This is a genomic window from Vibrio hannami (genome assembly GCF_029589055.1).
Taxonomy (GTDB): domain Bacteria; phylum Pseudomonadota; class Gammaproteobacteria; order Enterobacterales; family Vibrionaceae; genus Vibrio; species Vibrio hannami.
On record NZ_JARQZP010000003.1, the window covers coordinates 1,682,988 to 1,706,838 of the forward strand.

The following is a 23,851-nucleotide window of genomic DNA, read 5'->3' on the forward strand; positions in this document are numbered from 1 at the left end:
TTAACCTTTATTATTTCCGACGATAAAGCCCTGGAATGCTTCGATATAGTGCTCCGACAAGAATTCCAGCTGAGTCTGAGTTTCTACCCTTGATGCAATGGTTGTAATGCCAAGGTCGTGGGCAGTACGAGAAATAGACGTTAGTGTATAACGTTGTTTTTCGTCTTCGATCTGATGCGTATACAGATAATCGAGTTTCACATACTTAGGTCTGAATTCGTTGATGTAATCCAATGAGTGGAAGTTTCGACCATAATTATCAACACCAAATTCTGCACCAGATGTTCTGATAGCATGACAAAGCAGAGCGGTGTGATGCTGATGGTTGGTAAAGCAGATTTCCGGAATCTCAAAGTGCAGCAGGTGAGCGATGTCTTTATGTCTGCTAAGTTCTTTGGTTAGCCAGCGAATAAAGCTAGGCTCTGTGACACTACTTACGGTCAGGTTGATCGCTAATGGTTCGCTGATTTCTCCTGTTGCCAGACGAGCAATCATTTGTGCGACAACATATTCATCAAACAGGTAGCCTACGTTGAGTTGCTCCAGAGCGAAAAGATACTGGTTTGCTGAGTAGCGTTGCCCGTTCATCTCTATGGCAGAGAACACTTCTTTGTGGAACATAGACTTGTCTTTGGTTTCAGCAGTCTGGAATTTAAATTGTACCGCGTTATTAACCAGAGCTTCTTCAACAAGTGAGCGCCATTGCTGCTTACCAAGCGCCAGTTGTTGAGATTTTTCTGTGATCAAACCAAATTCAAGTTCTGGTTCTGAGCGAGCTTTAGTCACGGCATTATCAACCTGTGCAAGAACATCCGTTGTTGCTTTTGTTGACTCGTTGTAGACCAGGCCAAGGAACGCATTCTCTGGGCTCATGCCAGTAGGATCCGGCTTAACGTTTCTTACGCTGCTTACGATATTTGTGCCTACTTCTTTCAGTTCGTCTTCGTTTAGCCCCGGTAGAATAAAGGCAAATTCATCGGTTTTAATACGGGCGATAGTAACGGTATCCAGAGATGTTGTTAGTTTTAAGTTGTCAGCGAGCTCCCGAACTAGGTTGTCACCCGCTTCGTAGCCTGATTCATCATAAGTTTCTTTGATGAATTGTGCCTGAAGCAGGGCAATACCGCCTTTGGTTGACTCCGTTAACCACTGATTCAGTTGAGCCATAAAGAATGAGCGGTTGCCTAACTGCGACACAGGATCCATATACGCTCGCTCTCGTAGTTGCTGCGCTTCACGAGCCTGAGCTTTGAAGCTCTTCTCTACCTGCTGAGACATAACGTTGATACCATCGACCACAGCAACAAGATCTTTGGTCACAGGTCTATCAAGAGGTTTGCCGAATTTATTCTCAGCGATCTCTTTCATTTTCTCAGTAATTTGACGCAACGGTTGAAGAGCCCTGCTAAGAAGGAAAGCAATAGCGAGTAAGCCAATAATAAAAATGGCGAAAAAGGCAGTTGATAGCTTAACCATCGCTTTCCAGAGCTGTTCATAAGCGTCACCAGGATGGCTGATAATTTCAACTTCGGCTAGTTGTAACCAGCCGCTGGTGACAACGCGGCGGTCATGGAGTTTTTCCAGCAGGTTTAGGTTGATAAACCAATCAGGGACACCATGAGCGACGACTTTATAACTTCGGATGATCTCTTCATTCGAGTCAAGAAAGCTCAGTTTTACCACAGAGTATGAGCTACCATCGAACAGAGCGTTAATTACAGACTCAACGGCGACTCTGTCGTCCTGTTCAAGGTAGGGTGCCAAAGCAAGCCCCACTGTATTGATGGTGTTGTTCATTTCAGAGCGCTGTTGCTGAACTAAAAAGTTCCGAGTGGTGTTGAACTCGATAGCAAATACGGCGCCAATGAGTATGATAAAAACTGCCAACATACCAGTGACGAGTTGTCTATATAGTGTCATTGTGCTTACTCACCATAGTTTCTTATTGGTTTATTTAGCTTGACCGCATCTCTGCGGGAGCGTAATTCGTTCCAAAGGCTAAGGCGGGAAGATTTTCCTGCCAGTGTACCGCTTGCCTTCTCTTTCATCAGCCACAGGTTTTTACCGTTAAAGCTGTATATCGGTAATAAATCTCTTCGCTGTGTCGCTGGTTTAATAACGGGATTGATATTGTCTAAAATCACCGGGACTGAGCTCGGTTTTTCGTAGTAGGCGAGAACCATGTGGAACTGGTTCAGTTCCAGCGCCTTTACGTAGACCAGCCTCAATTTTGTATCTGATACGCCAAGTTCAAGCAGTGAGAAGTACTTCGCTATGGTAAAGTCTTCACAGTCCCCGGCGTTGGCTCCCAGAAACTCTAATGGGGTAGCCCAGTAGTCATTCTTTCCCCAGAGATCGATGTCATTCACAAAATAGAGCTGGTTAAAAAACTTGTTTACTTCTCTTAGCTTAATTTTCTCCGCCTCATCACTGAGGTGAGATAATTTTGAACGCCAGGTTTCCACTCGTTTGCCCGCTCTTTCTCCATACGTAAGAGTTACCGCTTCAACCCAGCGCTGTTCTTCCGGATTTAGTGCGGTCGCAGTAAGGGAGGTAACAGACAGCAGCGCAGGTATTAACCAACGCTTAAACTTATGCTTTGCTGTCTTAACAGGCTTTAACATTGTCGTTCTTTATTCCCTTAATGCTGTTTTCTGAGCAGATATAATTGGTTTTAGTATGTAATCCAGTACGGTTCTTTTTCCGGTAATGATATCCACTGAAGCGGTCATCCCCGGAATGATAGGGAGTTCTTCGTTACCACCGAATTTGGTTTGATCTGTTCTGACTCGTACCAGATAGAAACTGTTCCCTTCTTCATCCTGAATGGTATCGGCACTAATATGTTCCAGCTGACCATCCATGCCGCCATATCGGGTAAAATCATAAGCACTGAACTTTACAATAGCGGGTAAGCCCGGCCGAAGAAAGGCGATATCTTTTGGAGCGATTTGCGCTTCCACCAGCAATGTATCTTCTGAGGGTACTATTTCAACGATATCCATACCTGGCTGAATAACACCGCCAACGGTATTGATATGCAGTTTTTTGATGGTTCCTTTAACCGGAGAAAGAACAATGGTTCGGTTAACTCTGTCTTCCAGGCCGACTGTCGATTCGGTCAATGCAGAGAGTTGATCCTGAGCCTGATTAAGCTTTTCTTGTTGCTCTGAACGGAACTTAAGTGCTGCATCAATGCGGCTTAATTTTGCTTCTTTGATAGCGGAAGCCAGAGTAGGAATTTTCAGCTCTGTTGATGTCATCTCGCGACGAGTATCATTAACTTGTCTTTCGAGTTTTAGTAGCTCAATCTTAGGAACCACACCTTCAAGCGCTAGTGGTTCGGTGATTTCTAACTCTCTTCGAGCAAAGTTATAACTTTGTCTCAGGTTTTCAGCTCTGGCTCTAAGCTCTACCAGATCCTGTTGTTTCTGTTTTACTTGCTGATCGAGTACTGAAAGCTGATTGTCTAAGTTTTCAAGGTCTTGTCGGTATTCCGCTTTCTGGCGCAGAACAAGCTTAGGATTGGATTCTTCAAACTGAGGCGGGAAAGCTAACTTATTGAAATTGAGCTGAACGCTGTTTTGCCACTCACGGTCCGCTACATCTTCGTTAATCACGACACTGGTGATAGAAGCTGATAGCTGAAGTACGCTGGCTGTCAGGTTCAGAACCTGTTGTGCGCGCTCTCTGAAATCAGAACGGAAGCGGGTATCGTCGATCAGAATAAGTTGCTGGCCTTCTTCCACTTCCTGACCTTCACGTACAAGAATCTGCTTAACAAGGCCGCCTTCCAGGTTTTGTACCACCTGAAGCTGTGATGATGGAATAATTTTTCCTTCGCCTACGGTAACCTTATCTATCTGAGCCCAGGAAGCCCAACCGACAGCAAAGGCAAAAAATAACACCATTACCCATAATAAAATACGGGCGTTCTTTGGTGTTTTGAGGAGCAGAGCGGCGGTTTTATCGTCTAAATAATCCAACTCTGCTTCATCAAGTTTCTGATACTTTCTTTTGCTCATCAATCATCCCAATCATTCGATGCGGCAATGGTGTCCATTTTATTCTTAGATTTTGCAAATGTTAAGGTACCAAAAAATTTACTAAATTTCTCAGTTAGTTATACATGCGTGGTGACTGTTTCCATATAACGCCTTGTTTTCATCCGGATATCAGCGCACAATCAACAAAAATTTTGAGGAGCAGAACATGGAACTTGCTGATATTCGACGGGAATACACCCGTGGTGGGCTTCGCCGGAAAGACTTAAATGAAGATCCGATTGAGCAATTTAATGCCTGGCTAAAACAGGCTGTAGATGCCAATTTGCCTGATCCGACAGCAATGACTGTGGCAACTGTAAACGCACAAGGGCAGCCGTCACAGAGAATTGTCCTGCTTAAAAACGTCGATCATCAGGGTTTTGTTTTTTATACCAACCTTGGCAGCCGTAAAGCCATAGAGTTGGGGGAGAACCCAAACATCAGTCTTCATTTTCCGTGGCACTCAATTGAACGCCAGGTGCATATAAACGGTGTGGCTGAAAAGCTATCTGCTGCAGAGAATATTAAGTACTTTACTTCACGTCCTAAAGAGAGCCAGCTGGCGGCATGGGCGAGTAAGCAGAGTAGCCGTATCTCCACCAGAGGAATGCTGGAAGGTAAGTTTCTTGAGCTAAAGCAGAAGTTTGCTAAGGGGGAAATCCCTGTACCGACGTTCTGGGGTGGTTTCCGGGTGCGTCCTGAGGCGATTGAGTTCTGGCAGGGTGGCGAGCACCGACTTCACGACAGATTCGTATATACCAAAGAGTCTGACGAAAAGTGGTCTGTTGATCGCTTAGCGCCTTAAAACAAAAAACGCACTGCTTACTATATAACTTAGGCAGTGCGTTTCTATTTGTTCATTAGCTGATTTTATAGCTCCCTTAGGATTCTAAAACCAACATAGTTTGCAGAAGTATTTGGAGCTACAAATAGTCGGCTATGCGCAGAAGCCTGGTTTGGAGAGAAGCTCCATGCGCCACCTTTAGTTACACCACGCTTATCGTCGATCCATTCCCAAACGTTACCAACCATGTCGTACAGACCGAAGCTATTAGGGGCGAATGTTCTTACCGGAGATGTGCTGACGTTAGACCACTTAGTGCCGCCCCAACCAGTGTTGGCCTGACCTGCGCCAAATGAGTTACCCCACCAGTAGGCTGTTTTGGTACCTGCTCTTGCAGCAACTTCCCACTCCGTTTCGCTTGGTAGGCGATATTTATAGCCGGTTTGTCGGGTTAGCCATCGGGCATATGCATGAGCATCAGCCTGACTGATACATACTGCTGGAGAGTCTGCCGATTGCTTAAATCCAGGGTTTCTCCAGTAGCTGTCTGTAATTGGTATAATTTGCGAGTCTTCAACGGTAATGCAAATCTTCTTAAGCTCTGCATCGGTTTGATAGTTTGTTGCGTTAACAAAACGTTCAAACTGACCGACGGTAATAGGCGTTGAAGAAAGTGCAAATGCTTTGTTGATGTTTACCTGAGTTGAACCATTTTCACCAATCAAGTACTGGCCAGAACCAATCACCACCATTTCCGGCGCTTTCATTTTGTTTGCCAGAGCATCTGCGAAAATCCGTCCAGAATGAGGGAGGTTTTCTTTCTCTCTTAGAACTGCTCGAAGGTTATGATCTGAGTTGATCTTTAGTTCCTGATGGAAAGAACGATAGCCCTCTTTCTCTACTGTGATCATATGAGAGCCTACAGGCAGCATGATATCCACAGGGGTATTGCCGTAATTCACACCATCAATAGCAACATTATCCTGATACTGGTTTGAACGTACTGTTAGAGTTACCCACTGAACTTCTTTCTGCTGTAAGCTGTCTGATGGAGCCTCGCCCTGATCAAAACAGTATTTAGATTCCACGTTAAGTAGCTTACATGGCACGTTCTTAGCAGGCCTTGCTTCCATGCTAACGTCCATAATGGTTCGGTAACGCAAGCCGTCGTAGAAGCCAGATTTTGTCATCTTTTGCCCGACAACATGAATGTTAAGAGTGGTAGAAGAAAGGTTTCGATTAACAATTTTGGATTCTGTTGTCTCTTCAACAAGCTTGTTCTGGAACTGGTTCACCGCTTTTTGCAGGCCAAGGTTCTTAGTTTGCTCATTACATGCGGCTAATGTCATGTCTTCGCTACATACATTGGTAAAGCTAACTGGAAGGGTCATCTGAGGTTTTAGTTCTGAGCGAAGTCGTTCAACTCTCGCTCGAACCCGGTCTTCTTCCAGAGCTTCTACATCGGATTTAAGTTTTTTCTGCTCAGCTTCAATTAAGCTCAACTCAGCATAGAACTCTTGAATCTCTTGCTCTTTGGTAAGACGTTCTTGTTGATTCTGTTTAACGCTTGCCCAAGCGTCCTGATAAGCGCCCTGACTGGGGCGAAGGTCGAATAGAGGCTCATCGACTAGGCGGCCATAGTCTCTATCTAATGCAGTTTTTGTTTCTTCTAGCTTCTTATCCAGATGAGCGGCTTGTTTCTCCAAAAGTGACTGCTCGTCCTGGGCAGCTCTGATTTCCGCTTTCTTAGCGGATACCTTTTTAGATGATTCATCCATCTCTGTTTGCTTAGAAAATAGCGCACTTTCTATGCTCACCACTGTCGTTGGTTCTTCTGCGGCTAATGCACCTGCAGTGAATAAACAGGGCGAAAGCGCCAACAGTAATCCATGTAAACCTTGTCGCATCGTTTTAATACTACTTAATTGATTAATCGGGCAATCTGACCATTCTATACGAAAACACCATTTTGTCAGAAATTATCGTTAATTGATAATAGACAAAATGGTGTTTTAAGATCAGGATTGTGAGTTAAGGCATATATTCAAACGATTTTTACCTTAAATAATCATGGGTTAACTCTTTTTACTTGGTAGTAGCTTCACCCATACCGTGTCGTTGCCATTAATTGTAATCACACGGTTATATGTCTCATAACCTTCTTTCGACACAGTTACCTGGTGTCTGCCTGCTGGTAAAACTAGCTCGACCGGAGTGCTGCCATATTTTACACCGTTGATGGTTACAGAATCGTTGTACTGATCAGAACGAACCGTTACGTTTGCCCACTGCTTATCTTTGTTTGAAGAGCTCTTAGATTGACCCTTCAAGCAGTAACGTGATTCAACGTTTAGCAGTTTACATGCTGCTGTCGCTTCAGGTTTTGCCTGCAACTGAGCTTGCATCTGAGTCGCGTAAGAGTTGTTGCCAGAGAACCCGCTCTTGATAAGCTGGCTTTCCTGAACGTGGATGTTTAGTTGAACACCATCCAGATTTTGCTTCGCAACGTTAGATTCAGTAAGGCTATCAAGCAGCTTCGCTTTGAATGTCTTAACGGCTTTTTGCTTAGTCAGGTATTTGCCCTGATTCGCACACTCACCAAGTGTCATTGTTGTCGAACAAGTTGTTGTGTAGCTTGTTTCAAGAACATCACTTTCACGCAGTTCAGCAGCCAGACGTTTAACACGAGCCTCGATTCGAGATTCTTTCAGGTTTTCATACTCATTAGTGAAGCGTGCTTTTTTCTGTTTGATCTGAGAAAGGCGCATTTCACTTTCAGTGATTTCCTGGCTGTTGTTTAGCAACAGAGATTGATTTTCTTTCACTGAAGCCCAGGCTTGCTGGTACTCTTTCTGGAAACTGGTTAAGTCGGTATCAGGATCATCCAGAAGACGAGAATATTGCTTATCCAGAGCGGATTTACTTCGATTTCTTTTTGCCTGCAGATCTGAGCCTTCACGCTTAAGGGTGTCCCCTTCGTTTTTCAGGCGCTTCAGATTTGTTGACTCTTCTTCAAACTCTTTGTTAACAGCGTCTATGTCTGCTTTCTTTTGGTCTAGTTTACCGTCAATAGCGACAACAGGATCTACTTGCTGTACATCATCTGCTGCAATTGATACCGCTGACCAAAAAGGTGTTAGCGCGAGTAGGAGCGCTGGGATACGGCGTGTGATCATAGGTTCCTGCAATTACAAATTACATTTCAAAACATCAATCCCTCCGTTAATCCATGGAGGAATATTCCCGTGAGCTTATTTGATAACCGTATAAATAGTCCATACTAATACAGCCATCACTCTATTTTTTCATAACGACAAGAGCATAACACCTTTGTCTTACAGATATAAAAAAATATCTCATTTTTTGAGCTATTTACAATAGTTATTCAACGTTATCTTTGTCTATATAAAAAATTGAGCAAGCATTGACCGTAATTAATGTGCACTTGATCATTGTTCCGGTAATGCCAATCGCAAAGATACCTGCATATTTTAGCTAATCTTTGACTACGCTAAAGGCAGGGAAGTACACTAGCGCGACTTGAGAGTACTTGAGTATTTGACCAGAAAACAGGCCTGCTATAGTTAGTGCATGAAAGATATCGAGATACCACTTCCCAAACCTGCTGAGATAGTGACATTACCCTCCTATATGGATTGTCATGATCACGACTATGCTCAGGTGGTGATTGGTTTAAACGGTAAAGCAGAGTTTGATGTAAGCGGAGTAGGTAACTATATAGGCCCGGGACAAGGGTGTGTCGTTACCGCTGGCCTTGATCATGCTTTCGGCGGCGTTGTTGGAAGGTCAGACATTCTGGTTCTCAATTTACATTCCAGGCTCGACATCCACGCTTCTTTTCTAGAACGTATCAATGAGCTGTCACGCTCTGATATCTACTTCCAGTTGGATTCCCAGATCCGGCAACTTATTCATATGCTGGTACTGGAAATGCAAGCTAGTCCAGAGGATCAGATACTAAGCCGAGCCTGTAATGATACGGTGATGGCGTTGATTTGCAGACATACGTCTGGGCTACAGCTTTCTGTAATGCCACAACGGCTGGATATGGATGTGATTGATCAATATATTGAAAGCCACCTCAGCCGAAAAATATCCGTTACCCAATTGGCGGGTAGTGTTTTTTTAGGAGAAAGTCAGTTTCATCTGTTGTTTAAGCAACAAACTGGAATGACACCACACCAGTATGTGTTAAATAAAAGAGTCGATCTTGCCAAATCCCTGATAGAACAGGGTGCGTTTAATCTCGCTCATATTGCAGAGCTTAGTGGCTTCTCTAATCAAAGTGCATTTACCCACACTTTTTCCCGTTTAACGGGTTTATCTCCCTCTCAATACAAAAAACAGTTCTCTTGATCATGCTTCCGTAACGGAGCTTATTTCTCTGATGCTGAGGCCAAATGTCACTTTGCTGCATTTACATAACGCATTTGTCCGGAAAAATGCACCAAAATGGTTTATATAAGTTTGTGAGATTGTTTATATATTGTTATAAAAACGGCTTTTTGACAAAAATTGCGGAGTTTTTGACAACTATTGTCGACATCAGCAAAATACACTGCTCACCATGTACACAATCCTTCAAAGATGAAGGTGAATAAGGAGATCACATGTTTAAAGCGACTAACGTGTTGAATCCAGAGTTTACGGAGCAACCGCTTCAACAACTTTGGGCGTTGATCTCGCCATTGTATATGGTGGATGAAACAAGTTGGCTTGAAGAATTATTACCCCTGGCAACACCAACGGATACTGAGAAAAAGGTAATAGAACAAAAAACTGCATCGCTTATTGAAACTATTCGGGCAGACAAAAACTCTATTCAGATGATAGACGCGCTGTTGCTCGAATACAGCCTTGATACCCAGGAAGGCATCTTGCTTATGTGTCTGGCTGAAGCCCTGATGAGAATACCAGATAGCCATACTGCAGATGCATTAATCAGGGATAAGTTAAGTGTCGCAGACTGGAAGTCTCACCTACAGAACTCTGATTCGGTTTTTGTTAATGCTTCCACCTGGGGGCTGATGCTTACCGGTAAAGTTGTCGGTCTGGCGGATGAGAAAAACCAGTCTCCTGCAAAAGCCGTTAATAGGCTGGTAAATAAGATGTCTGAGCCGGTGATTCGTCAGGCGATGCATCAGGCAATGAAGATCATGGGCCACCAGTTTGTACTGGGCAGAACCATTAAAGAAGCGCAGGATAACGGTAAAAAAAATACCGAGAGCGGCTATAGACACTCTTACGATATGCTAGGAGAAGCGGCATTAACGACAGCCGATGCGGATAAATACTTCCGTGATTACCTGTCTGCTATTGAGTCGATTGGAGCTTCTTCGCTTCAATCAAGTGCTTCTGTTTCTATTAAGCTTTCTGCTCTGCATCCGCGTTATGAAGTAGCCTGCGAAGAGCGAGTGATGACAGAGCTCTATGGCACAATACAGAACCTGATTAAAAAGGCTCGAGAGTTAGATGTTGCTATTACCATCGATGCCGAAGAGATGGACAGGCTTGAGCTATCGCTAAGATTATTCGAAAAGCTGTATCGTAGTGAAACATCAAAAGGATGGGGTAAGTTTGGCCTTGTTGTACAAACTTATTCCAAGCGAGCATTACCAGTTCTTACATGGCTTACAACACTGGCAAAAGAGCAGGGCGATTTAATCCCCGTGCGTCTGGTGAAAGGCGCTTACTGGGATAGTGAAATAAAATGGGCTCAGCAGTCTGGTTACGAAAGATACTCGGTATTTACCCGCAAAGAGGCGACAGATGTTTCTTATTTAGCATGTGCAAGATTCCTTCTTAGTGAGCATGTAAGGGGTAATATCTATCCTCAATTTGCCAGTCACAATGCTCAAACGGTTACTGCCATTTCGGTAATGGCTGCTCATAATGAATTCGAATTCCAGCGCCTGCATGGTATGGGTGAGTCGCTATACAACCATGTCCGTGAGGCCTACCGTTGCGATGTGCGTATCTATGCACCAGTTGGAAACCATAAAGATCTATTGCCTTATCTGGTTAGAAGGCTGTTAGAAAATGGGGCCAACAGTTCGTTTGTTCATCGTTTAGTCGATGCCCGATGCCCAATTGAGTCTTTAACTCAACATCCGGTCGATGCGCTGCTTTCGATGGATACGTTGCACAACGATAAGATTCCTTTACCACCTGCTATCTTCTCTGAACGCCTGAACTCTGCTGGAGTTAATGTTGATATAGATAGTGAACTAGAGCCTTTTGAAAAGGAAGTGAACGCTTACTTAAATAGCACCTGGTTCGCTAGTCCGGTGATCAACGGAACTGCCATTTCCGGAACGATGATCAAGGATGAAGATGCTTCTGAAGTGATCACTGCTCCGTATGATCGGAGTAAAACGGTCGGAAGAGTGGGTTACGCCACCCTTGATCATGTTTCCGAAGCATTTGCGATTGCAGAGAATAAATTTACAGCCTGGAACCGGATCCCAGTTGCTGAAAGAGCGGTTTGTCTAAATAACCTCGCGGATCTTCTGCAGGAGAATCTGGCAGAACTAGTGGCTTTATGTCACCACGAAGCCGGAAAAACCATACATGACAGTATCGATGAAGTACGGGAGGCGATCGATTTTTGCCGCTTTTACGCAAAACAGGATCATGTATTTACGCCCCAAACCGTCTCTGGTCTGAATGATCAAGTATTAAGTGTCAGTCAAAAGGGACGAGGGGTCTTTGTCTGTATTAGCCCCTGGAACTTCCCGCTGGCTATTTTTTTGGGGCAGATCTCTGCTGCATTAATAGCCGGAAATACCGTGATTGCTAAACCAGCAGAGCAAACTTGTCTGATTGCAGCAAAAGCATTTGAGCTAATCAAGAAAGCGGGATTCCCGGATGGGGTTGCGCAACTACTACCTGGTAAAGGGGTTGATATTGGTGCGGCGCTGACTTCTCATCCTAGTGTCGCAGGTGTTGCTTTTACTGGCTCGACAGGCACTGCGCAAAAGATCAACGCAACGCTCGCTGAGAGAGAAAACGAACCTGTTCCGTTAATCGCTGAGACTGGCGGGCAGAATGCGATGATCGTTGATAGTACAGCATTGCCTGAACAGGTTGTGAGAGATGTACTTCGCTCTGCTTTTGCTTCTGCAGGGCAGAGATGTTCAGCGCTGCGTGTTCTGTTTGTGCAGGAAGATATTGCAGATCGAGTTATTACACTGATCCAGGGTGCTATGGAAGAGCTGAGTGTTGGTACTCCTTACTTGCATAAAACGGATGTTGGCCCGGTGATAGATAAAGCCGCGAAACAGAAGCTACTGGCCCATATCAATGCGATGACGAAGAGTCAGAAGCTGGTTAAACAGCTATCTCTTGGAGATGAGTGCTCTCAGGGTGATTTTGTCGAGCCTACTGCAATTGAAATCGATGATATCTCTTGCCTGACAGAAGAACAGTTCGGGCCAATTCTGCATATCGTTCGTTACAAGGCTAAGAATCTCTCTAAGGTGATTGAAGACATCAATAACACGGGATTTGGCCTGACGATGGGTGTGCACAGCCGGAATGAGACAACTTACCGCTGGATTGAAAAAACCGCTCAGGTGGGTAACTGCTATATCAACCGGGATCAGGTTGGTGCTGTTGTTGGCGTGCAGCCATTTGGTGGTCAAGGGCTATCCGGTACCGGTCCAAAAGCGGGCGGCCCGAATTATTTATTCCGATTTACCAAAACGGTTTACGCGCAAGGAGAGGTGTTATGAGTCATTTAGTCACGTGTTTTTCTGATGCGGTGATCGCGGGTAAAACCTGGAATCTTTCTGAGTCAGATTTTGTCAGCGAGCACTTATATGCATTCGCCGAAATGCTACCAGAGAATACCAATCAAGGGTTTCGCTATCAGTTGGCACACGCTCTGCCTCGTTGTGCTGAAGTGAGCCTGATGCCCGGACCTACAGGTGAAACTAACGAGCTTTATCTTTCTGGCCGTGGAGTTGCACTATTGATTGTGGAGTCTGCTGACTCTCAAAACCAGAAAGCTGTCTTTCAAACTATCGGAGCTCTATTAGGTGCAATATTAAGTGCCGGGAATAGTGTCATTCTATGCAGCGACAGTGATGAGCTTAATCGTTCTTTCAGCACTGCTATCGATGCATCTAAATTACCTGCCAATCTGATCCAGCTATGTCCATATGATAGCTATAAGCGCCTGCTGCAAATGGATATCAGAGCTGCAGCATTGGTGGGAAATAAGCAAGCTGAACAGGAAGTTAATAAGCAGCTTGCGACTCGTTCAGGTGCCATCGTGGCGCTTGTGTCTGAAACGGATCCTGAAGCGCTACAAATGTCTCAGGATCCTAATCTGGTGCTTCGCTTTGTTACAGAGCGAACTCGCACCATCAATATTACCGCGGTGGGCGGTAACGCATCGTTGCTGGAGTTAGGCGGAAACTAATTCTACCGGTGCATTTATCTCACCTTTTCTTGCTCTCCCCCTCGGTTTGAGGGGGCACGGAAGAATAAAAAATAGAGGAAAATTTTAATGAGTGTAAATAGCTTTGCTATTACAGCAACCTTTGTTGCTTATTTGATTATGATGCTTGTGATTGGTTACGTTGCTTACAAAAGAACGTCCAGCTCAAGTGATTACTTTTTGGGTGGCCGATCTTTAGGGCCATGGCCGGCAGCGCTTTCCGCTGGCGCATCTGATATGAGTGGTTGGCTTCTTCTTGGGCTTCCGGGTTACGCATATGCTGCGGGTATCGAAGCGTTTTGGTTAGCTGGTGGCCTATTATTGGGTACGTGGGCAAACTGGGCATTGAGTGCGAAACGTTTAAGAACTTACAGTATCACGACGAATGCTCTGACTGTGCCTGAGTTCCTGTCTCGTCGCTTTGCCGATAACTCTAAACTGATTCAGACAATTTCAGCCTTTTTCATTCTCCTTTTCTTCCTGTTCTATACCAGCTCTGGTTTAGTAGCAGGTGGTAAATTGTTTGAAACAGTATTTGGGCTTGATTACACCACTGCGTTGATTATCGGTACAGTGTGTGTTGTATCTTATACCCTATTCGGTGGATTCTTAGCGGTTTCCTGGACTGACCTTGTTCAGGGTCTGTTGATGGCGGCAGCGCTACTGATTGTGCCAATTGCCGCGATGGAAGGCGGATTTGGTCAGTTGGTTACCGATCTTGAAACCATTAATCCAGAGCTATTAACTCTATGGAATGATTCAAAAGGTGAGCCTCTTTCTGCAATCGCCATTATATCTCTTGCTGCATGGGGGCTTGGTTACTTTGGTCAGCCTCATATCCTTGCTCGTTTCAAGGCATCACGTACTAATAAAGATCTGACAACTGCCCGTCGTATCGCTGTTATTTGGTCGGGTATCAGTATGCTAGGTGCGATGTTGGTGGGTGTTGTTGGCCTGGTATACATCACCAATGGTGCTTCTGAAGGTTTAGCGGATGGTGAGAAGATCTTTATGGTTCTGGTTAATGCCATGTTCCACCCGGTTATCGCCGGTATTCTTCTGGCTGCGATCCTGGCGGCTATTATGAGTACAGCGGATTCTCAGCTACTGGTTTCTTCATCTGCGCTGGCAGAAGATTTCTACAAGCAGTTGATCAACAAAGAGGCTTCTTCTGAGCAGGTTGTTCAAGTAGGTCGTATTGGTGTAGTTGTGCTATCTGTTATTGCTGCGGTACTGGCTGCAAACCCTGAAAGCTCGGTACTGGGACTTGTATCTTACGCCTGGGCTGGCTTTGGTGCGGCGTTTGGTCCTGCAATGATACTGAGCTTGTACTGGCCTAAAATGAATCGTAATGGTGCGCTTGCGGGTATTCTGGTTGGTGGTGTAACTATCGTTATCTGGAAGCAATTGTCAGGCGGCTGGTTCGATGTGTACGAGATTGTACCGGGTATTATCTTCTCTACTATCGCAATCGTAGCAGTAAGCCTTGTTTCTGGTTCTCCAGAAAAAGAGGTTTTGGATCAGCACGAAGAGTTTGAGCGCAAGCTTGTAGAACTTGAGTAATAAAAACAGTTAGTTTTGACGATAAAGTAATCACTAAGCCTCTGGTTTGACCAGGGGCTTATTTTTTGTGATGAAGATTAAGTTTTCTGATTTTTTTTCGTTTTCTTGTCTCTTTTTTGCTCAATGCACGCAAACGCATGGATTATTTACATTATTATCAGGCTCATTCTTTAACTTTTTACCCAGAATTATTGACGAGGTTCCCAAAAATGCCTGAGCTATATTGCCAGACGTGCAAACAGATAACTCATCACAAATCTGTTATGCGCCGCAACGTAGAAGAGACTGTCTCCTTTACAAAAAAATGCACTGATTTTTTTGGACAGATAGTCACAGGTAAGCACTACTACAAAATGGAACCCCAACACTATTGCCGAACATGTAACTGTCAAAACTTTATGGTTGATTCTTCAGACACGGCTATGACTCAATCTAACCATATCGGCGTACAAATCAGCTAATTTCAGGTATAAAGCCGCAGGAGTTGCTTTTTCAGGGGCAACATATTTAGAGTGCTAATGCTGTTTACAAGCTCCATTCTGTCGCGTAAGTTTGCTGTACGATATACGGATATAGCGCGATTTATGGCAGGTACACTAGACAGGACAGATCTGGAAATATTAAGAGTCCTACATTCCAAAGGAAGAATTTCAATGGTAGAGCTTGCTAAGCAAGTTCACCTCACCACATCCCCATGTTCAGACAGAGTTAAGCGCCTAGAAAAAGAAGGCTTTATCAAGGGGTATCACGCAGAACTCAATGCAGAGAAACTCGGGCTGGATGTACAGGTTTTTATCCATATCCGCCTTGATCAATCCAGCTTTTCTGTTTTTGATAAGTTTGCAAAAGAAGTCGATTTAATGCCGGAAATAGAAGAGTGTTACTCACTATCAGGTGACTTTGATGCCATGATCAAAGTCAGGGTTAAGGATATGAAAGCGTATCAAGCGTTTATGTCGGTAAAGCTTGGCAGTTTACCCGGCGTGATTCAAACCCGAAGCGAAGTGGTGATACAGGAGCACAAAACCAGCTTTGGTATTAATCCGGAACAAATCTAGCTTAAACTCCAGTTCTTGGTTTACAGTGTAAAATCGAAGTTGCAGGTAACGATCGATGGCAGAACCTTTTAAAAATGTACTCAACCCTAAACTAGTTTGCGATATGGCTAATCGTTTGCATCGTGTTGATCGCAGCTTCGATAAAAAGGGATTTATCAATACTGTTAATGCTAGTCTTGAGTCCCTTGAGCTAAAGCAGCGTAGCGATTTGATATGTACTCAGCTGAAAGTATTTCTTCCCAATGATTTTAAGCAGTCAGGAAGTATATTGTTAGAGTCACTGGGAAAAGAGCTCGATGATAGCGCGATAGAAAGCGGAATCACAAAAGAGGGGTTGGCTGGCTGGGTCATTATGCCACTTGCAGATTATGTTGCTCGTAACGGTAAAGAGCAGTTTGGCCTTTCGATGCAGCTCTTAAAAGAGATGACTAAACGCTTTAGCTCCGAGTTTGCTATTCGTCCGTTTCTGGATGAGCAGACGCAAGAAACCCTTACATATGTGCATGATTGGGCGAATGATGAAAACGAACATGTTCGCAGGTTAGCCAGTGAGGGTACAAGGCCAAGACTACCCTGGGGAATGAAACTCCAAAAGTTTGTTCAGGATCCTCTGCCGATATTGCCAATTCTCGAAAAATTAAAAGACGATCCGAGCGAGTATGTTCGCCGCTCAGTTGCCAATAACCTGAATGATATCAGCAAAGATCATCCCGAACTGGTGACAGAGATAGCCGAAAACTGGTTGGTTAAGGCTAGTAAAGAAAGGCAAAAGCTAGTTCGTCATGCCTGTCGTACGTTGATTAAATCGGGTCATAAAGGCGCGTTAAAAGCACTTGGTTACGATGGCGCAGAGCTATCTTCTTGTACTCTGATGCTATCTGATACTCAGCTTATTTTTGGTGGTGCCATTGAGTTAACAGCGAGCATTACCTCTGATTCAGGTAACACTCAGCCTCTGATGGTTGACTATATCGTTCATCATCAAAAAGCCAATGGCACCACTTCGGAGAAAGTCTTTAAGTGGAAAGTCGTTGATCTTAAACCTGGCAAAACTCTCTCTTTCAAAAAGAAACACACCATCAAGCCTATTACGACTCGTGTTTATTACCCGGGTGTACATAAAGTTGAGTTGCAGATCAACGGAGAAGTGGTAGCAGAAAATGCGTTTGAGCTGGTGATGCCAACCACCTAGTCTTGGTACTTTTGCTGGCAATTACTTTTAGTTGATTACCACGTAAAACTACCACCTAAACTCCAGCTATAATGTGTTTCTTGCCCTTGAGACTTATACGCTGTCGTTTTTAGATAAGGGGACATTTTCCAGATATTTCCAACACCAACCGTTAGTTCAACCTCATTAGAGCGGAAGTCGCTGTCACTATCCCCCCAAAGCTCGTCACTAAACGTTCTTAGTGAATGAGTATAAGTTGAGCTCAAATACCATTTATCGAAGTAGTAACTATATCCGGTATAGATGGAACGCTTATCTCCGGCTTCAAACTCCCAACCACTGTCATCAATAAGCTCATACTTTCCCCCAAGCTTGACGCTTGAGTTCATAAAAAACTGCGATATAGATAAATCGAGCAGATTGCTTTTAGTTTTTACACCAAAATCTCCAAGCAGTATGTTGTCCCACTGTGCAAATTCGTAATATCCAGCAACTCTGGTATAAGACTCGAACAGGTGTGAATAACCATATCCGACCGCAAACCAGTTCGAAGTGTCTGCACCTACATACAGGTACGAATTATCCTTAATATCTACAGAGTATCCCAACTCAATCACTTCTTCTGAGTAGCTGAAGCTTAGTCCAGCATTAGCGAAAGCTGGCAATAGCCCTAGTATAGAAATAAGTAATTTTTTCATTTGGAAAAGGGGCTCGGCTAACCGAGCCTATGATTTAGTGATTATTGAGACACGCGGTTGCGGATAGTGCTGCGAACACGATTTTGATCAACATTGTGTTGAGGTGTGTTCATCATCATTGGGCGAGGGTTGTTCTGGATATGCTCTTCAAGCTTGCCTTTTACATGATTCCAGCCATGACGCTGAATGTTCCTGATTAGGGCGAGGGTATAGCGGTTTCCTTCTTTTCCATCTACTCCCATACGGTCAAGCAGATCTCGGCCATGTTTGTAGCACACCTTCGTAAAGTTGCTGCACAGATTCGTGACTAGTATTTAGCTGACCATTAACGTAGTTCAGTAACTTCTGTTTCTCTGCTTCAGTAGCAGTGTTATCAATGTGCTTAAGCGCATCTACGACGATGGAGTGCGCAATTGATACGTTTCCGTTGAACGAGAACGCTAGCAGACCAAGCTTATGCTGATCATCAAGTTGATCGTCAGACAGGAGATAATGGCTCACGACATCGTATGCAGCCTGTTCCATTTTTTCCTGGTTATAGTGGATCCCTGATGCATACTTTAGATACTCTCCAACCAACTCATCCTGGTTAAGGAGCTTAATTTGTTCTTTCTGTAGGTTTAGGATATTGGTGATATCATCTTTTGAAATGTAATCTAGATCCGTGCCTACGCCGAAGTCATAATCTGGTGTAAATGCAAAACGAGTACCGTTAAAAAAGAAGGTTTGACCGTTATAGATTACACCAACTCGTCCGTCATCAAGCATACGGGCATAGAGAGTTTCACCATCAGAGTTGACGATAGTGAACTCACGGTCCATATCGCTATAACCAACGATTTGGTACTCATTACCTTCAAACCTGATCACTCCGTCAGCATCTACATGGATGTCGCCTATTACATTCCCCCAGTCAGGTGTATCACCGAAATCCGGTTCTGGGCGATCAGGAACACTATCTTCAGGAGTGAATCCATAATCAGGGTCTACTGGTTCAGGGCGGTCTACTGGCAGGTCTGGTACCGGGCGGTCAACAACGTGGTCATTATCATGGTCGCTTCCACCAGCATCGTTAGATGAAGAGCAGCCAGCAAGAGCAACAGAACTTGCAATTGCTAGCGCTAAAAGAGTTTTTTTGTTCATGTCTATTACCTGAAAGTGATTGAATATATTGGTTTTTCAGTCATTCCCTTTTCTGAAATTTCTCAGGTAATTTTATTGAGTTGGTTTATAAATGGTAATAATTGTATTTTATATCGTTAATAAGTAACACTTATTAACGATAACCGTTTGAACCCTACGTTTTAGTTCCGCGGGTTAGTTACTCTCCTTTACAATGTTATTAACGGTTTCCTGAAATTGGCTGGATAGAAAACTAAAGGCTTTGTCACTCACCTTAGTAAACTCAGCATCATATATAGCAGTGCCATCTACAACCTGAGCTATCTGCGGCTTTTCAAAGGTCGGTGCACACTCTCCATTCCCATTTTTAGTCAGAAGATAAAACTCTTGTGTGCTGAAATTCAGTTCCAGAGTTACAGCCACGCAATCATCTGAGTTATCCCCTGAATCGGGAATTGCAATAATTTGATTCTCTTTCCATTCGGTAATTGTGAAGAAATCAGGTTTTGACTTGCCCACCTGATAGTTTTGGGAATATGAATCTTCGTCTGGAATTACAAGGTAAATCTGTCCAAGTGAACAGAAGTTCTGGGCTTTGTAGCAGTTGATTTCCGTATAATTAACCGGCCAGGCAATAGTATCATTCTGGAGCATTACCGTTCCCTTGATATGGGCAGAGACATCACTTTTACTACTGGAAAATTCGCTCGGGAAGAATACACGACTCAGTTTTTGCATAGAAGCTCTGTAACCCAAAGTTTCTATTTCAGATATCGTTAGTACCCCTGTTGGTTCTGTATCTAAATCCATCTGAAACTGTTTTACAGCGGCTTGTAAATCCGTTGTAGCCGGATACATAAGAGTGTTCAGGTTCATGGTAAATGTGATTTCACCAAATGGGGAGGTAGCGAGCTGTGCCGCCTGCGTGTAATTTGTCGGAACTTCTGAGTTTAGTTCCTCGTGCGGTAGGTTTAGAAGTTGTTCTGGGGTGAAATTACTATATTTATTAGCGGTGTTATCACTGGCAAAAGCAGCACTCGTTACCAGGCATATACCTGCGACTAATCCAAGGTTCCTAAGCTTCATTGTTGTTCCTTCAGCATCGTAAGCGTAAAGAACAGTTTAGTGGAATCTATAGCGAGGTGTGTGATTAAACACTCATATACTCAAGTAACCTCAAGATGTAGATCTGAGTTCTGTATCTTGAGGTCACTTGAGTATAACGGTGCTGCTTTTTGTTACTATGCTAGAGCTACTGAGAAATCAAAGCTGAAACCACGCCAATCAAGCCACCAAATACGCCGCCCCACACAATAAGCCAACCAAGATGCTGTTTGATCATATCCTGAACCATTTGCTTAACCAGCTTGGGAGTAAGTTCATTGAGGCGTTGGTCGATAATATTTTCGATATTTTCCTGAATTTCACCCATCATCTGAGGTTGTTCCATCTGCTCTTTTAGTGCCTCTTTAACATTACCGCTCTGGCTGATCTCAACCACAGACTCCTTCATCTTTTGAACAAATGGTTCTTTTAGAGGCTGGAGTGCGTCTGTTCCACCAAACATGGCTAGCATTCCACCGAAAGATGAGTTTGCAATAACCTCAACCAATGAGTCGAATGTTGGCTCAAAGTCGATTTTGCTGATAACTGGTTCGAGTTCTAACTTCACACTGCCAGACATTTCATTGCTCAGAAACTTGTCAATGTTCTCGTTGGTAAAGAACTGATTCATCATCAGGTTCTTAATCGCCGCCTTGAACTCTTCAAAGCGGGCAGGAATTACACCGGAGCCATATAGTCCTGGTACTTTTTCGAATAGCATGTGAATTGCTAGTGAGTTTGTTACTGCGCCTGAAAACGCAAAGAGTCCTGCATACAAAACGATGTTGTTAGAAGTTTGGTAACCAATGGCGAGTACTGCCAACGCAATGAGGTTAGTTGCTATGTTCTTATTCACTTTACTACCTGTCAGAAATGAAATTTGGCGGGATTTTAGAGAATCTGTCCGAAGAATGAAAGTGTGAGTAAAAACGCAAAAAATATTACAATATTATGTTAGTGTTCCGACATTAATGTCTTTTGGGGCGGGATTCACACTTTCTTAAGTACTGTAGCCGTTCCAAAAAAGTCTTTGGTTAGATAATAGATTTAATTTATACCGTTTGCGGAGCTACCACTTGTATTATTGTTACTATGAAATAAGATAGTTTCCGGCAAATAGAGTATATTTATAATAATGATTATAGTAGGAGCGATACATTGAATAGTTTCGGAGCGATTTCTGGATCGAAACGTAGCCTGCATGTGCAGGTAGCGAGAGAGATAGCCAGAAGTATATTGTCAGGTGATCTACCCGAGGGTAGTGTCATTCCTGGTGAGATGGCATTATGCGAGCAGTTTGGCGTCAGCCGTACAGCGCTGCGTGAAGCGGTTAAACTTCTTACCTCTAAGGGGCTTCTGGAATCTCGCCCTAAGATTGGTACAAAGGTTGTTGAACGCGCTAACTGGAACTTCCTTGATTCTCAGTTGATTGAGTGGATGGAAGGTTTGATGGATATCGATGAGTTTTGTATTCGATTCCTAGGTTTAAGAAGAGCGATTGAGCCGGAAGCTTGTGCATTGGCTGCGCGAAATGCCACTGCTGAACAAAGGATGGAACTGTCTAGTGTTTTCCAGCAGATGGCTGAAGTGGCTAACGCAGAAGAGTTTGACTCTGATGCATGGACAAAAATTGACATCAAATTCCACAGATTAATCTTCTCTGCAACAGGTAACGACTTTTACTTACCATTCGGTAATATTCTGACTTCTATGTTCGTTAATTTTATTCGCTACTCTTCGGAAGAGGGAAGTACCTGTATTAAAGAGCATCAGGATATCTATAACGCGATTATGGCTGGCGATGCGGATAAAGCTCGTGATGCGTCTGCTTGCCATCTTCAGGCAACTAAGCACCGACTACCGGAAGAAGTTGCTTAATAGTTTGCTTTATCAGCGTACGTAGTTTTAGCGATAGCTAAATGAATAAAACCAATGCTAAGGCATTGGTTTTTTTAGGGGAAAAATATGTCCGAAACTTTATTACCCAACATTATCCAGTTCATTTCTTCAATCGATCCTTTCGATAAACTGCCTCAGCCACTGCTTAGAGAGCTATCCAGAACCATTAAAATATCTTACAAAGCATCTGGATCCATAATTGATCCATGTGAGCAGGAGGATAAGTTTCTCTATGTTATTCGAACCGGTGCCATCGAACAAAGAAAACCAGATGGCGTGCTACGCGCAAGGCTTGGCCCTGAGGACATCTTTGGCTTTTCGTTTATAGGGTCGATCGAAGATCTATCTGAGAAAAAAATACCGAGCGGTTGCAATAGAAAACTCAATCCTTTATCAGATCCCGCATTCAGCCATTACCAGGTTGATGGAGGAACATCCAGAGTACGCCGAACACTTCGCTTCACAGGCACAAAAGAGAATACAGTCAGCACTTGATGTAGTTTGGTCTGACAAAGAAAAAGGATTGTTTGTTAAAAAAGTATCTGAAGTAGCATCGGATAGGGTCGCCGTTGTTGAATCCAGCATGTCGATCAAGCAGGTAGCTCTGGAAATGAGCATGATGCAACGCTCTTCCTGTGCGGTGATCATGGAAGATGATCAAATTGTCGGTCTGATGACAGACAAAGATATGACCAAAAGGGTCATAGCAAAGGATGTTGATACTGATAGCCCAATTGCTACGGTGATGACACCGAATCCATTGACGGTGAAACCCGATGATCTGGTGTTGCAGGCGGCATCTTTGATGATGCAAAACAACATCCGAAACATTCCTGTTGTTGAAGATGGCGTTGTTAAAGGCTTAATTACGACAACGCACTTAGTCAGAAACAACCGTATTCAGGCTATCTTCCTTATCGAAAAAATCAATTACGCTAGAAGCATCGAGGGTTTGGCACAACTCGCGTTAGAGCGCCAGGCTATATTTGAAGCGCTGGTGGAAGGTAAAGTTGCTATAGATAATATCGGTAAGGTAATGAGCCTTATCTATGATGCCTACACAAAGCGCATATTAGAGATAGCAATCGATAAGTTTGGGGCTCCTCCATGTGAGTTCACCTGGATGGTGGCGGGTTCTCATGCCAGAAACGAAGTGCATTTGCTGTCTGATCAGGACAACGCATTGATTCTATCGGACGATGCTACTGCGAGTGACAGGATATATTTCCGCCATTTTGGTGCCTATGTCGTTAATGCTTTGCATACGTGTGGCTACCCACTTTGTACCGGCAATTATATGGCTGCAGTAGATAAGTGGTGCCAACCTATTTCGACCTGGAAGCAGTATTACAAGAAATGGTTCTGTAACCCCGAGTATGAAAGGCTTCTTAATATCACTGTATTTCTGGAGATTCGTACTGTTTATGGCAACCAGCAGTATGTTAAAGAACTTCAGGAAACGATGCGTCACTACATAGAAGAGAGCAGGGAATTTCTTGGCATACTTGTTCGTGAAGCGACCTCTGTCAGCGCTCCTCTAAGCATATTCAATAATATTGTGTTGGAAAAAAGCGGTAAGGATAAGAAAACACTAAATGTTAAAAGGCACGCTCTAAACCCAATCATTGATCTCGCTCGAATCTACGGCCTTGCTAGCAAAGAGCTCTCTGAAAATGGGACAGAAGATCGCTTTAAGAAGGCGAATGAGAAGGGCTTGATAAGCGACGAGTATTATAAAGATATCATTGGAACCTATCAGTTTATATCCCAGCTTAGATTGAAGCATCAGCTATGGGCACTTAAAAATGGTGAAGAGCCAAATAACGATATTCAGCCGAATCATTTTGGCAGCTTCGAGAGAAAACACCTGAAAGATGCGTTCAGAATCATCGATAACCTTCAGGATGCTGTCAAGCTCCGTTTTTCTGGTGTTTAAGGGGAC

18 protein-coding genes and 1 pseudogene are annotated in these 23,851 nt (G+C 43.8%); 9 read left to right on the top strand and 10 right to left on the bottom strand.

The window, feature by feature from the left end; genetic code table 11:
• From P7F88_RS09285 to P7F88_RS09295, 3 genes are read right to left on the bottom strand one after another with little or no spacing between them, the layout of a single operon-like run.
• On the bottom strand, nt 1–1,920 hold the full coding sequence (locus P7F88_RS09285) for a bifunctional diguanylate cyclase/phosphodiesterase (RefSeq protein WP_277823972.1): 1,920 nt from the start codon (nt 1,918–1,920) through the stop codon (nt 1–3).
• Nucleotides 1,921–1,925: 5 nt separating this feature from the next.
• Nucleotides 1,926–2,624 carry a transglutaminase-like cysteine peptidase gene (locus tag P7F88_RS09290; RefSeq protein WP_277823974.1) on the bottom strand — a complete coding sequence of 233 codons (699 nt, stop codon included), beginning with the start codon at nt 2,622–2,624 and terminating at the stop codon, nt 1,926–1,928.
• A gap of 9 nt (nt 2,625–2,633) precedes the next feature.
• A complete protein-coding gene (locus P7F88_RS09295; RefSeq protein WP_277823976.1) occupies nt 2,634–4,025 on the bottom strand; it encodes an HlyD family type I secretion periplasmic adaptor subunit in 1,392 nt (463 codons plus the stop codon).
• A gap of 187 nt (nt 4,026–4,212) precedes the next feature.
• Here P7F88_RS09295 and pdxH point away from each other — a divergent pair, with 187 nt between their 5' ends.
• A complete protein-coding gene (pdxH, locus tag P7F88_RS09300) occupies nt 4,213–4,851 on the top strand; it encodes a pyridoxamine 5'-phosphate oxidase (protein ID WP_277823978.1) in 639 nt (212 codons plus the stop codon).
• 65 nt (nt 4,852–4,916) lie between these two features.
• On the opposite strand, the gene P7F88_RS09305 is transcribed toward pdxH, so the two are convergent.
• Together P7F88_RS09305 and P7F88_RS09310 are read right to left on the bottom strand one after the other, a co-directional pair.
• The gene (locus P7F88_RS09305; RefSeq protein WP_277823980.1) at nt 4,917–6,737 is read right to left on the bottom strand and encodes an SUMF1/EgtB/PvdO family nonheme iron enzyme; all 1,821 of its coding nucleotides are present in this window, start codon (nt 6,735–6,737) and stop codon (nt 4,917–4,919) included.
• Between the two features lie 168 nt (nt 6,738–6,905).
• Complete coding sequence (locus P7F88_RS09310) at nt 6,906–8,006, bottom strand: PEGA domain-containing protein (protein WP_277823982.1); 1,101 nt, start codon at nt 8,004–8,006, stop codon at nt 6,906–6,908.
• Nucleotides 8,007–8,421: 415 nt separating this feature from the next.
• On the opposite strand from P7F88_RS09310, the gene P7F88_RS09315 reads away from it, so the two are divergent.
• The 6 genes from P7F88_RS09315 (at nt 8,422) to P7F88_RS09340 (ending at nt 17,107) form a co-directional block, all read left to right on the top strand.
• Entirely contained in the window at nt 8,422–9,207 is a 786-nt protein-coding gene (locus tag P7F88_RS09315) for an AraC family transcriptional regulator (protein ID WP_277823984.1), read from the top strand.
• A gap of 254 nt (nt 9,208–9,461) precedes the next feature.
• Nucleotides 9,462–12,584, top strand: a complete 3,123-nt coding sequence (gene putA, locus P7F88_RS09320; RefSeq protein WP_277823986.1) for a bifunctional proline dehydrogenase/L-glutamate gamma-semialdehyde dehydrogenase PutA — start codon at nt 9,462–9,464, stop codon at nt 12,582–12,584.
• On the top strand, nt 12,581–13,276 hold the full coding sequence (locus tag P7F88_RS09325) for a 1-pyrroline-5-carboxylate dehydrogenase (RefSeq protein WP_277823988.1): 696 nt from the start codon (nt 12,581–12,583) through the stop codon (nt 13,274–13,276). Before putA ends, P7F88_RS09325 begins: the two co-directional genes overlap by 4 nt.
• Before the next feature lie 87 nt (nt 13,277–13,363).
• Nucleotides 13,364–14,857, top strand: coding sequence for a sodium/proline symporter PutP (putP, locus tag P7F88_RS09330; RefSeq protein WP_277823990.1), 1,494 nt, complete (start codon nt 13,364–13,366; stop codon nt 14,855–14,857).
• A 584-nt stretch (nt 14,858–15,441) separates the two neighbouring features.
• The gene (locus P7F88_RS09335) at nt 15,442–15,915 is read left to right on the top strand and encodes an Lrp/AsnC family transcriptional regulator (RefSeq protein WP_277824591.1); all 474 of its coding nucleotides are present in this window, start codon (nt 15,442–15,444) and stop codon (nt 15,913–15,915) included.
• Nucleotides 15,916–15,970: 55 nt separating this feature from the next.
• The gene (locus tag P7F88_RS09340) at nt 15,971–17,107 is read left to right on the top strand and encodes a DNA alkylation repair protein (RefSeq protein WP_277823992.1); all 1,137 of its coding nucleotides are present in this window, start codon (nt 15,971–15,973) and stop codon (nt 17,105–17,107) included.
• A gap of 35 nt (nt 17,108–17,142) precedes the next feature.
• Here P7F88_RS09340 and P7F88_RS09345 read toward each other — a convergent pair whose 3' ends face one another.
• From P7F88_RS09345 to P7F88_RS09365, 5 genes are all read right to left on the bottom strand, one after another.
• The gene (locus tag P7F88_RS09345; protein ID WP_277823994.1) at nt 17,143–17,784 is read right to left on the bottom strand and encodes a hypothetical protein; all 642 of its coding nucleotides are present in this window, start codon (nt 17,782–17,784) and stop codon (nt 17,143–17,145) included.
• A 41-nt stretch (nt 17,785–17,825) separates the two neighbouring features.
• Nucleotides 17,826–18,026 (bottom strand): hypothetical protein, encoded by a 201-nt coding sequence (locus P7F88_RS09350; RefSeq protein WP_277823996.1) that lies wholly within the window; start codon nt 18,024–18,026, stop codon nt 17,826–17,828.
• Between the two features lie 4 nt (nt 18,027–18,030).
• Nucleotides 18,031–18,927 (bottom strand): hypothetical protein, encoded by an 897-nt coding sequence (locus P7F88_RS09355; protein ID WP_277823998.1) that lies wholly within the window; start codon nt 18,925–18,927, stop codon nt 18,031–18,033.
• A 174-nt stretch (nt 18,928–19,101) separates the two neighbouring features.
• A complete protein-coding gene (locus tag P7F88_RS09360; protein ID WP_277824000.1) occupies nt 19,102–19,992 on the bottom strand; it encodes a hypothetical protein in 891 nt (296 codons plus the stop codon).
• 166 nt (nt 19,993–20,158) lie between these two features.
• Nucleotides 20,159–20,866 (bottom strand): DUF445 domain-containing protein, encoded by a 708-nt coding sequence (locus P7F88_RS09365; protein WP_277824002.1) that lies wholly within the window; start codon nt 20,864–20,866, stop codon nt 20,159–20,161.
• Between the two features lie 302 nt (nt 20,867–21,168).
• On the opposite strand from P7F88_RS09365, the gene P7F88_RS09370 reads away from it, so the two are divergent.
• Together P7F88_RS09370 and P7F88_RS09375 are read left to right on the top strand one after the other, a co-directional pair.
• On the top strand, nt 21,169–21,888 hold the full coding sequence (locus P7F88_RS09370) for a FadR/GntR family transcriptional regulator (protein WP_277824004.1): 720 nt from the start codon (nt 21,169–21,171) through the stop codon (nt 21,886–21,888).
• Between the two features lie 87 nt (nt 21,889–21,975).
• Nucleotides 21,976–23,845 (top strand): annotated as a pseudogene (locus P7F88_RS09375) (DUF294 nucleotidyltransferase-like domain-containing protein).
• Nucleotides 23,846–23,851 lie beyond the last annotated feature (6 nt).

What these genes read in the sequence shown, in the direction of transcription:
- P7F88_RS09285 (WP_277823972.1), bottom strand. Translation starts at nt 1,920, where the DNA reads ATGACACTATATAGACAACTCGTCACTGGTATGTTGGCAGTTTTTATC.
- P7F88_RS09290 (WP_277823974.1), bottom strand. Translation starts at nt 2,624, where the DNA reads ATGTTAAAGCCTGTTAAGACAGCAAAGCATAAGTTTAAGCGTTGGTTA.
- P7F88_RS09295 (WP_277823976.1), bottom strand. Translation starts at nt 4,025, where the DNA reads ATGAGCAAAAGAAAGTATCAGAAACTTGATGAAGCAGAGTTGGATTAT.
- pdxH (WP_277823978.1), top strand. Translation starts at nt 4,213, where the DNA reads ATGGAACTTGCTGATATTCGACGGGAATACACCCGTGGTGGGCTTCGC.
- P7F88_RS09305 (WP_277823980.1), bottom strand. Translation starts at nt 6,737, where the DNA reads ATGCGACAAGGTTTACATGGATTACTGTTGGCGCTTTCGCCCTGTTTA.
- P7F88_RS09310 (WP_277823982.1), bottom strand. Translation starts at nt 8,006, where the DNA reads ATGATCACACGCCGTATCCCAGCGCTCCTACTCGCGCTAACACCTTTT.
- P7F88_RS09315 (WP_277823984.1), top strand. Translation starts at nt 8,422, where the DNA reads ATGAAAGATATCGAGATACCACTTCCCAAACCTGCTGAGATAGTGACA.
- putA (WP_277823986.1), top strand. Translation starts at nt 9,462, where the DNA reads ATGTTTAAAGCGACTAACGTGTTGAATCCAGAGTTTACGGAGCAACCG.
- P7F88_RS09325 (WP_277823988.1), top strand. Translation starts at nt 12,581, where the DNA reads ATGAGTCATTTAGTCACGTGTTTTTCTGATGCGGTGATCGCGGGTAAA.
- putP (WP_277823990.1), top strand. Translation starts at nt 13,364, where the DNA reads ATGAGTGTAAATAGCTTTGCTATTACAGCAACCTTTGTTGCTTATTTG.
- P7F88_RS09335 (WP_277824591.1), top strand. Translation starts at nt 15,442, where the DNA reads ATGGCAGGTACACTAGACAGGACAGATCTGGAAATATTAAGAGTCCTA.
- P7F88_RS09340 (WP_277823992.1), top strand. Translation starts at nt 15,971, where the DNA reads ATGGCAGAACCTTTTAAAAATGTACTCAACCCTAAACTAGTTTGCGAT.
- P7F88_RS09345 (WP_277823994.1), bottom strand. Translation starts at nt 17,784, where the DNA reads ATGAAAAAATTACTTATTTCTATACTAGGGCTATTGCCAGCTTTCGCT.
- P7F88_RS09350 (WP_277823996.1), bottom strand. Translation starts at nt 18,026, where the DNA reads ATGGGAGTAGATGGAAAAGAAGGAAACCGCTATACCCTCGCCCTAATC.
- P7F88_RS09355 (WP_277823998.1), bottom strand. Translation starts at nt 18,927, where the DNA reads ATGAACAAAAAAACTCTTTTAGCGCTAGCAATTGCAAGTTCTGTTGCT.
- P7F88_RS09360 (WP_277824000.1), bottom strand. Translation starts at nt 19,992, where the DNA reads ATGAAGCTTAGGAACCTTGGATTAGTCGCAGGTATATGCCTGGTAACG.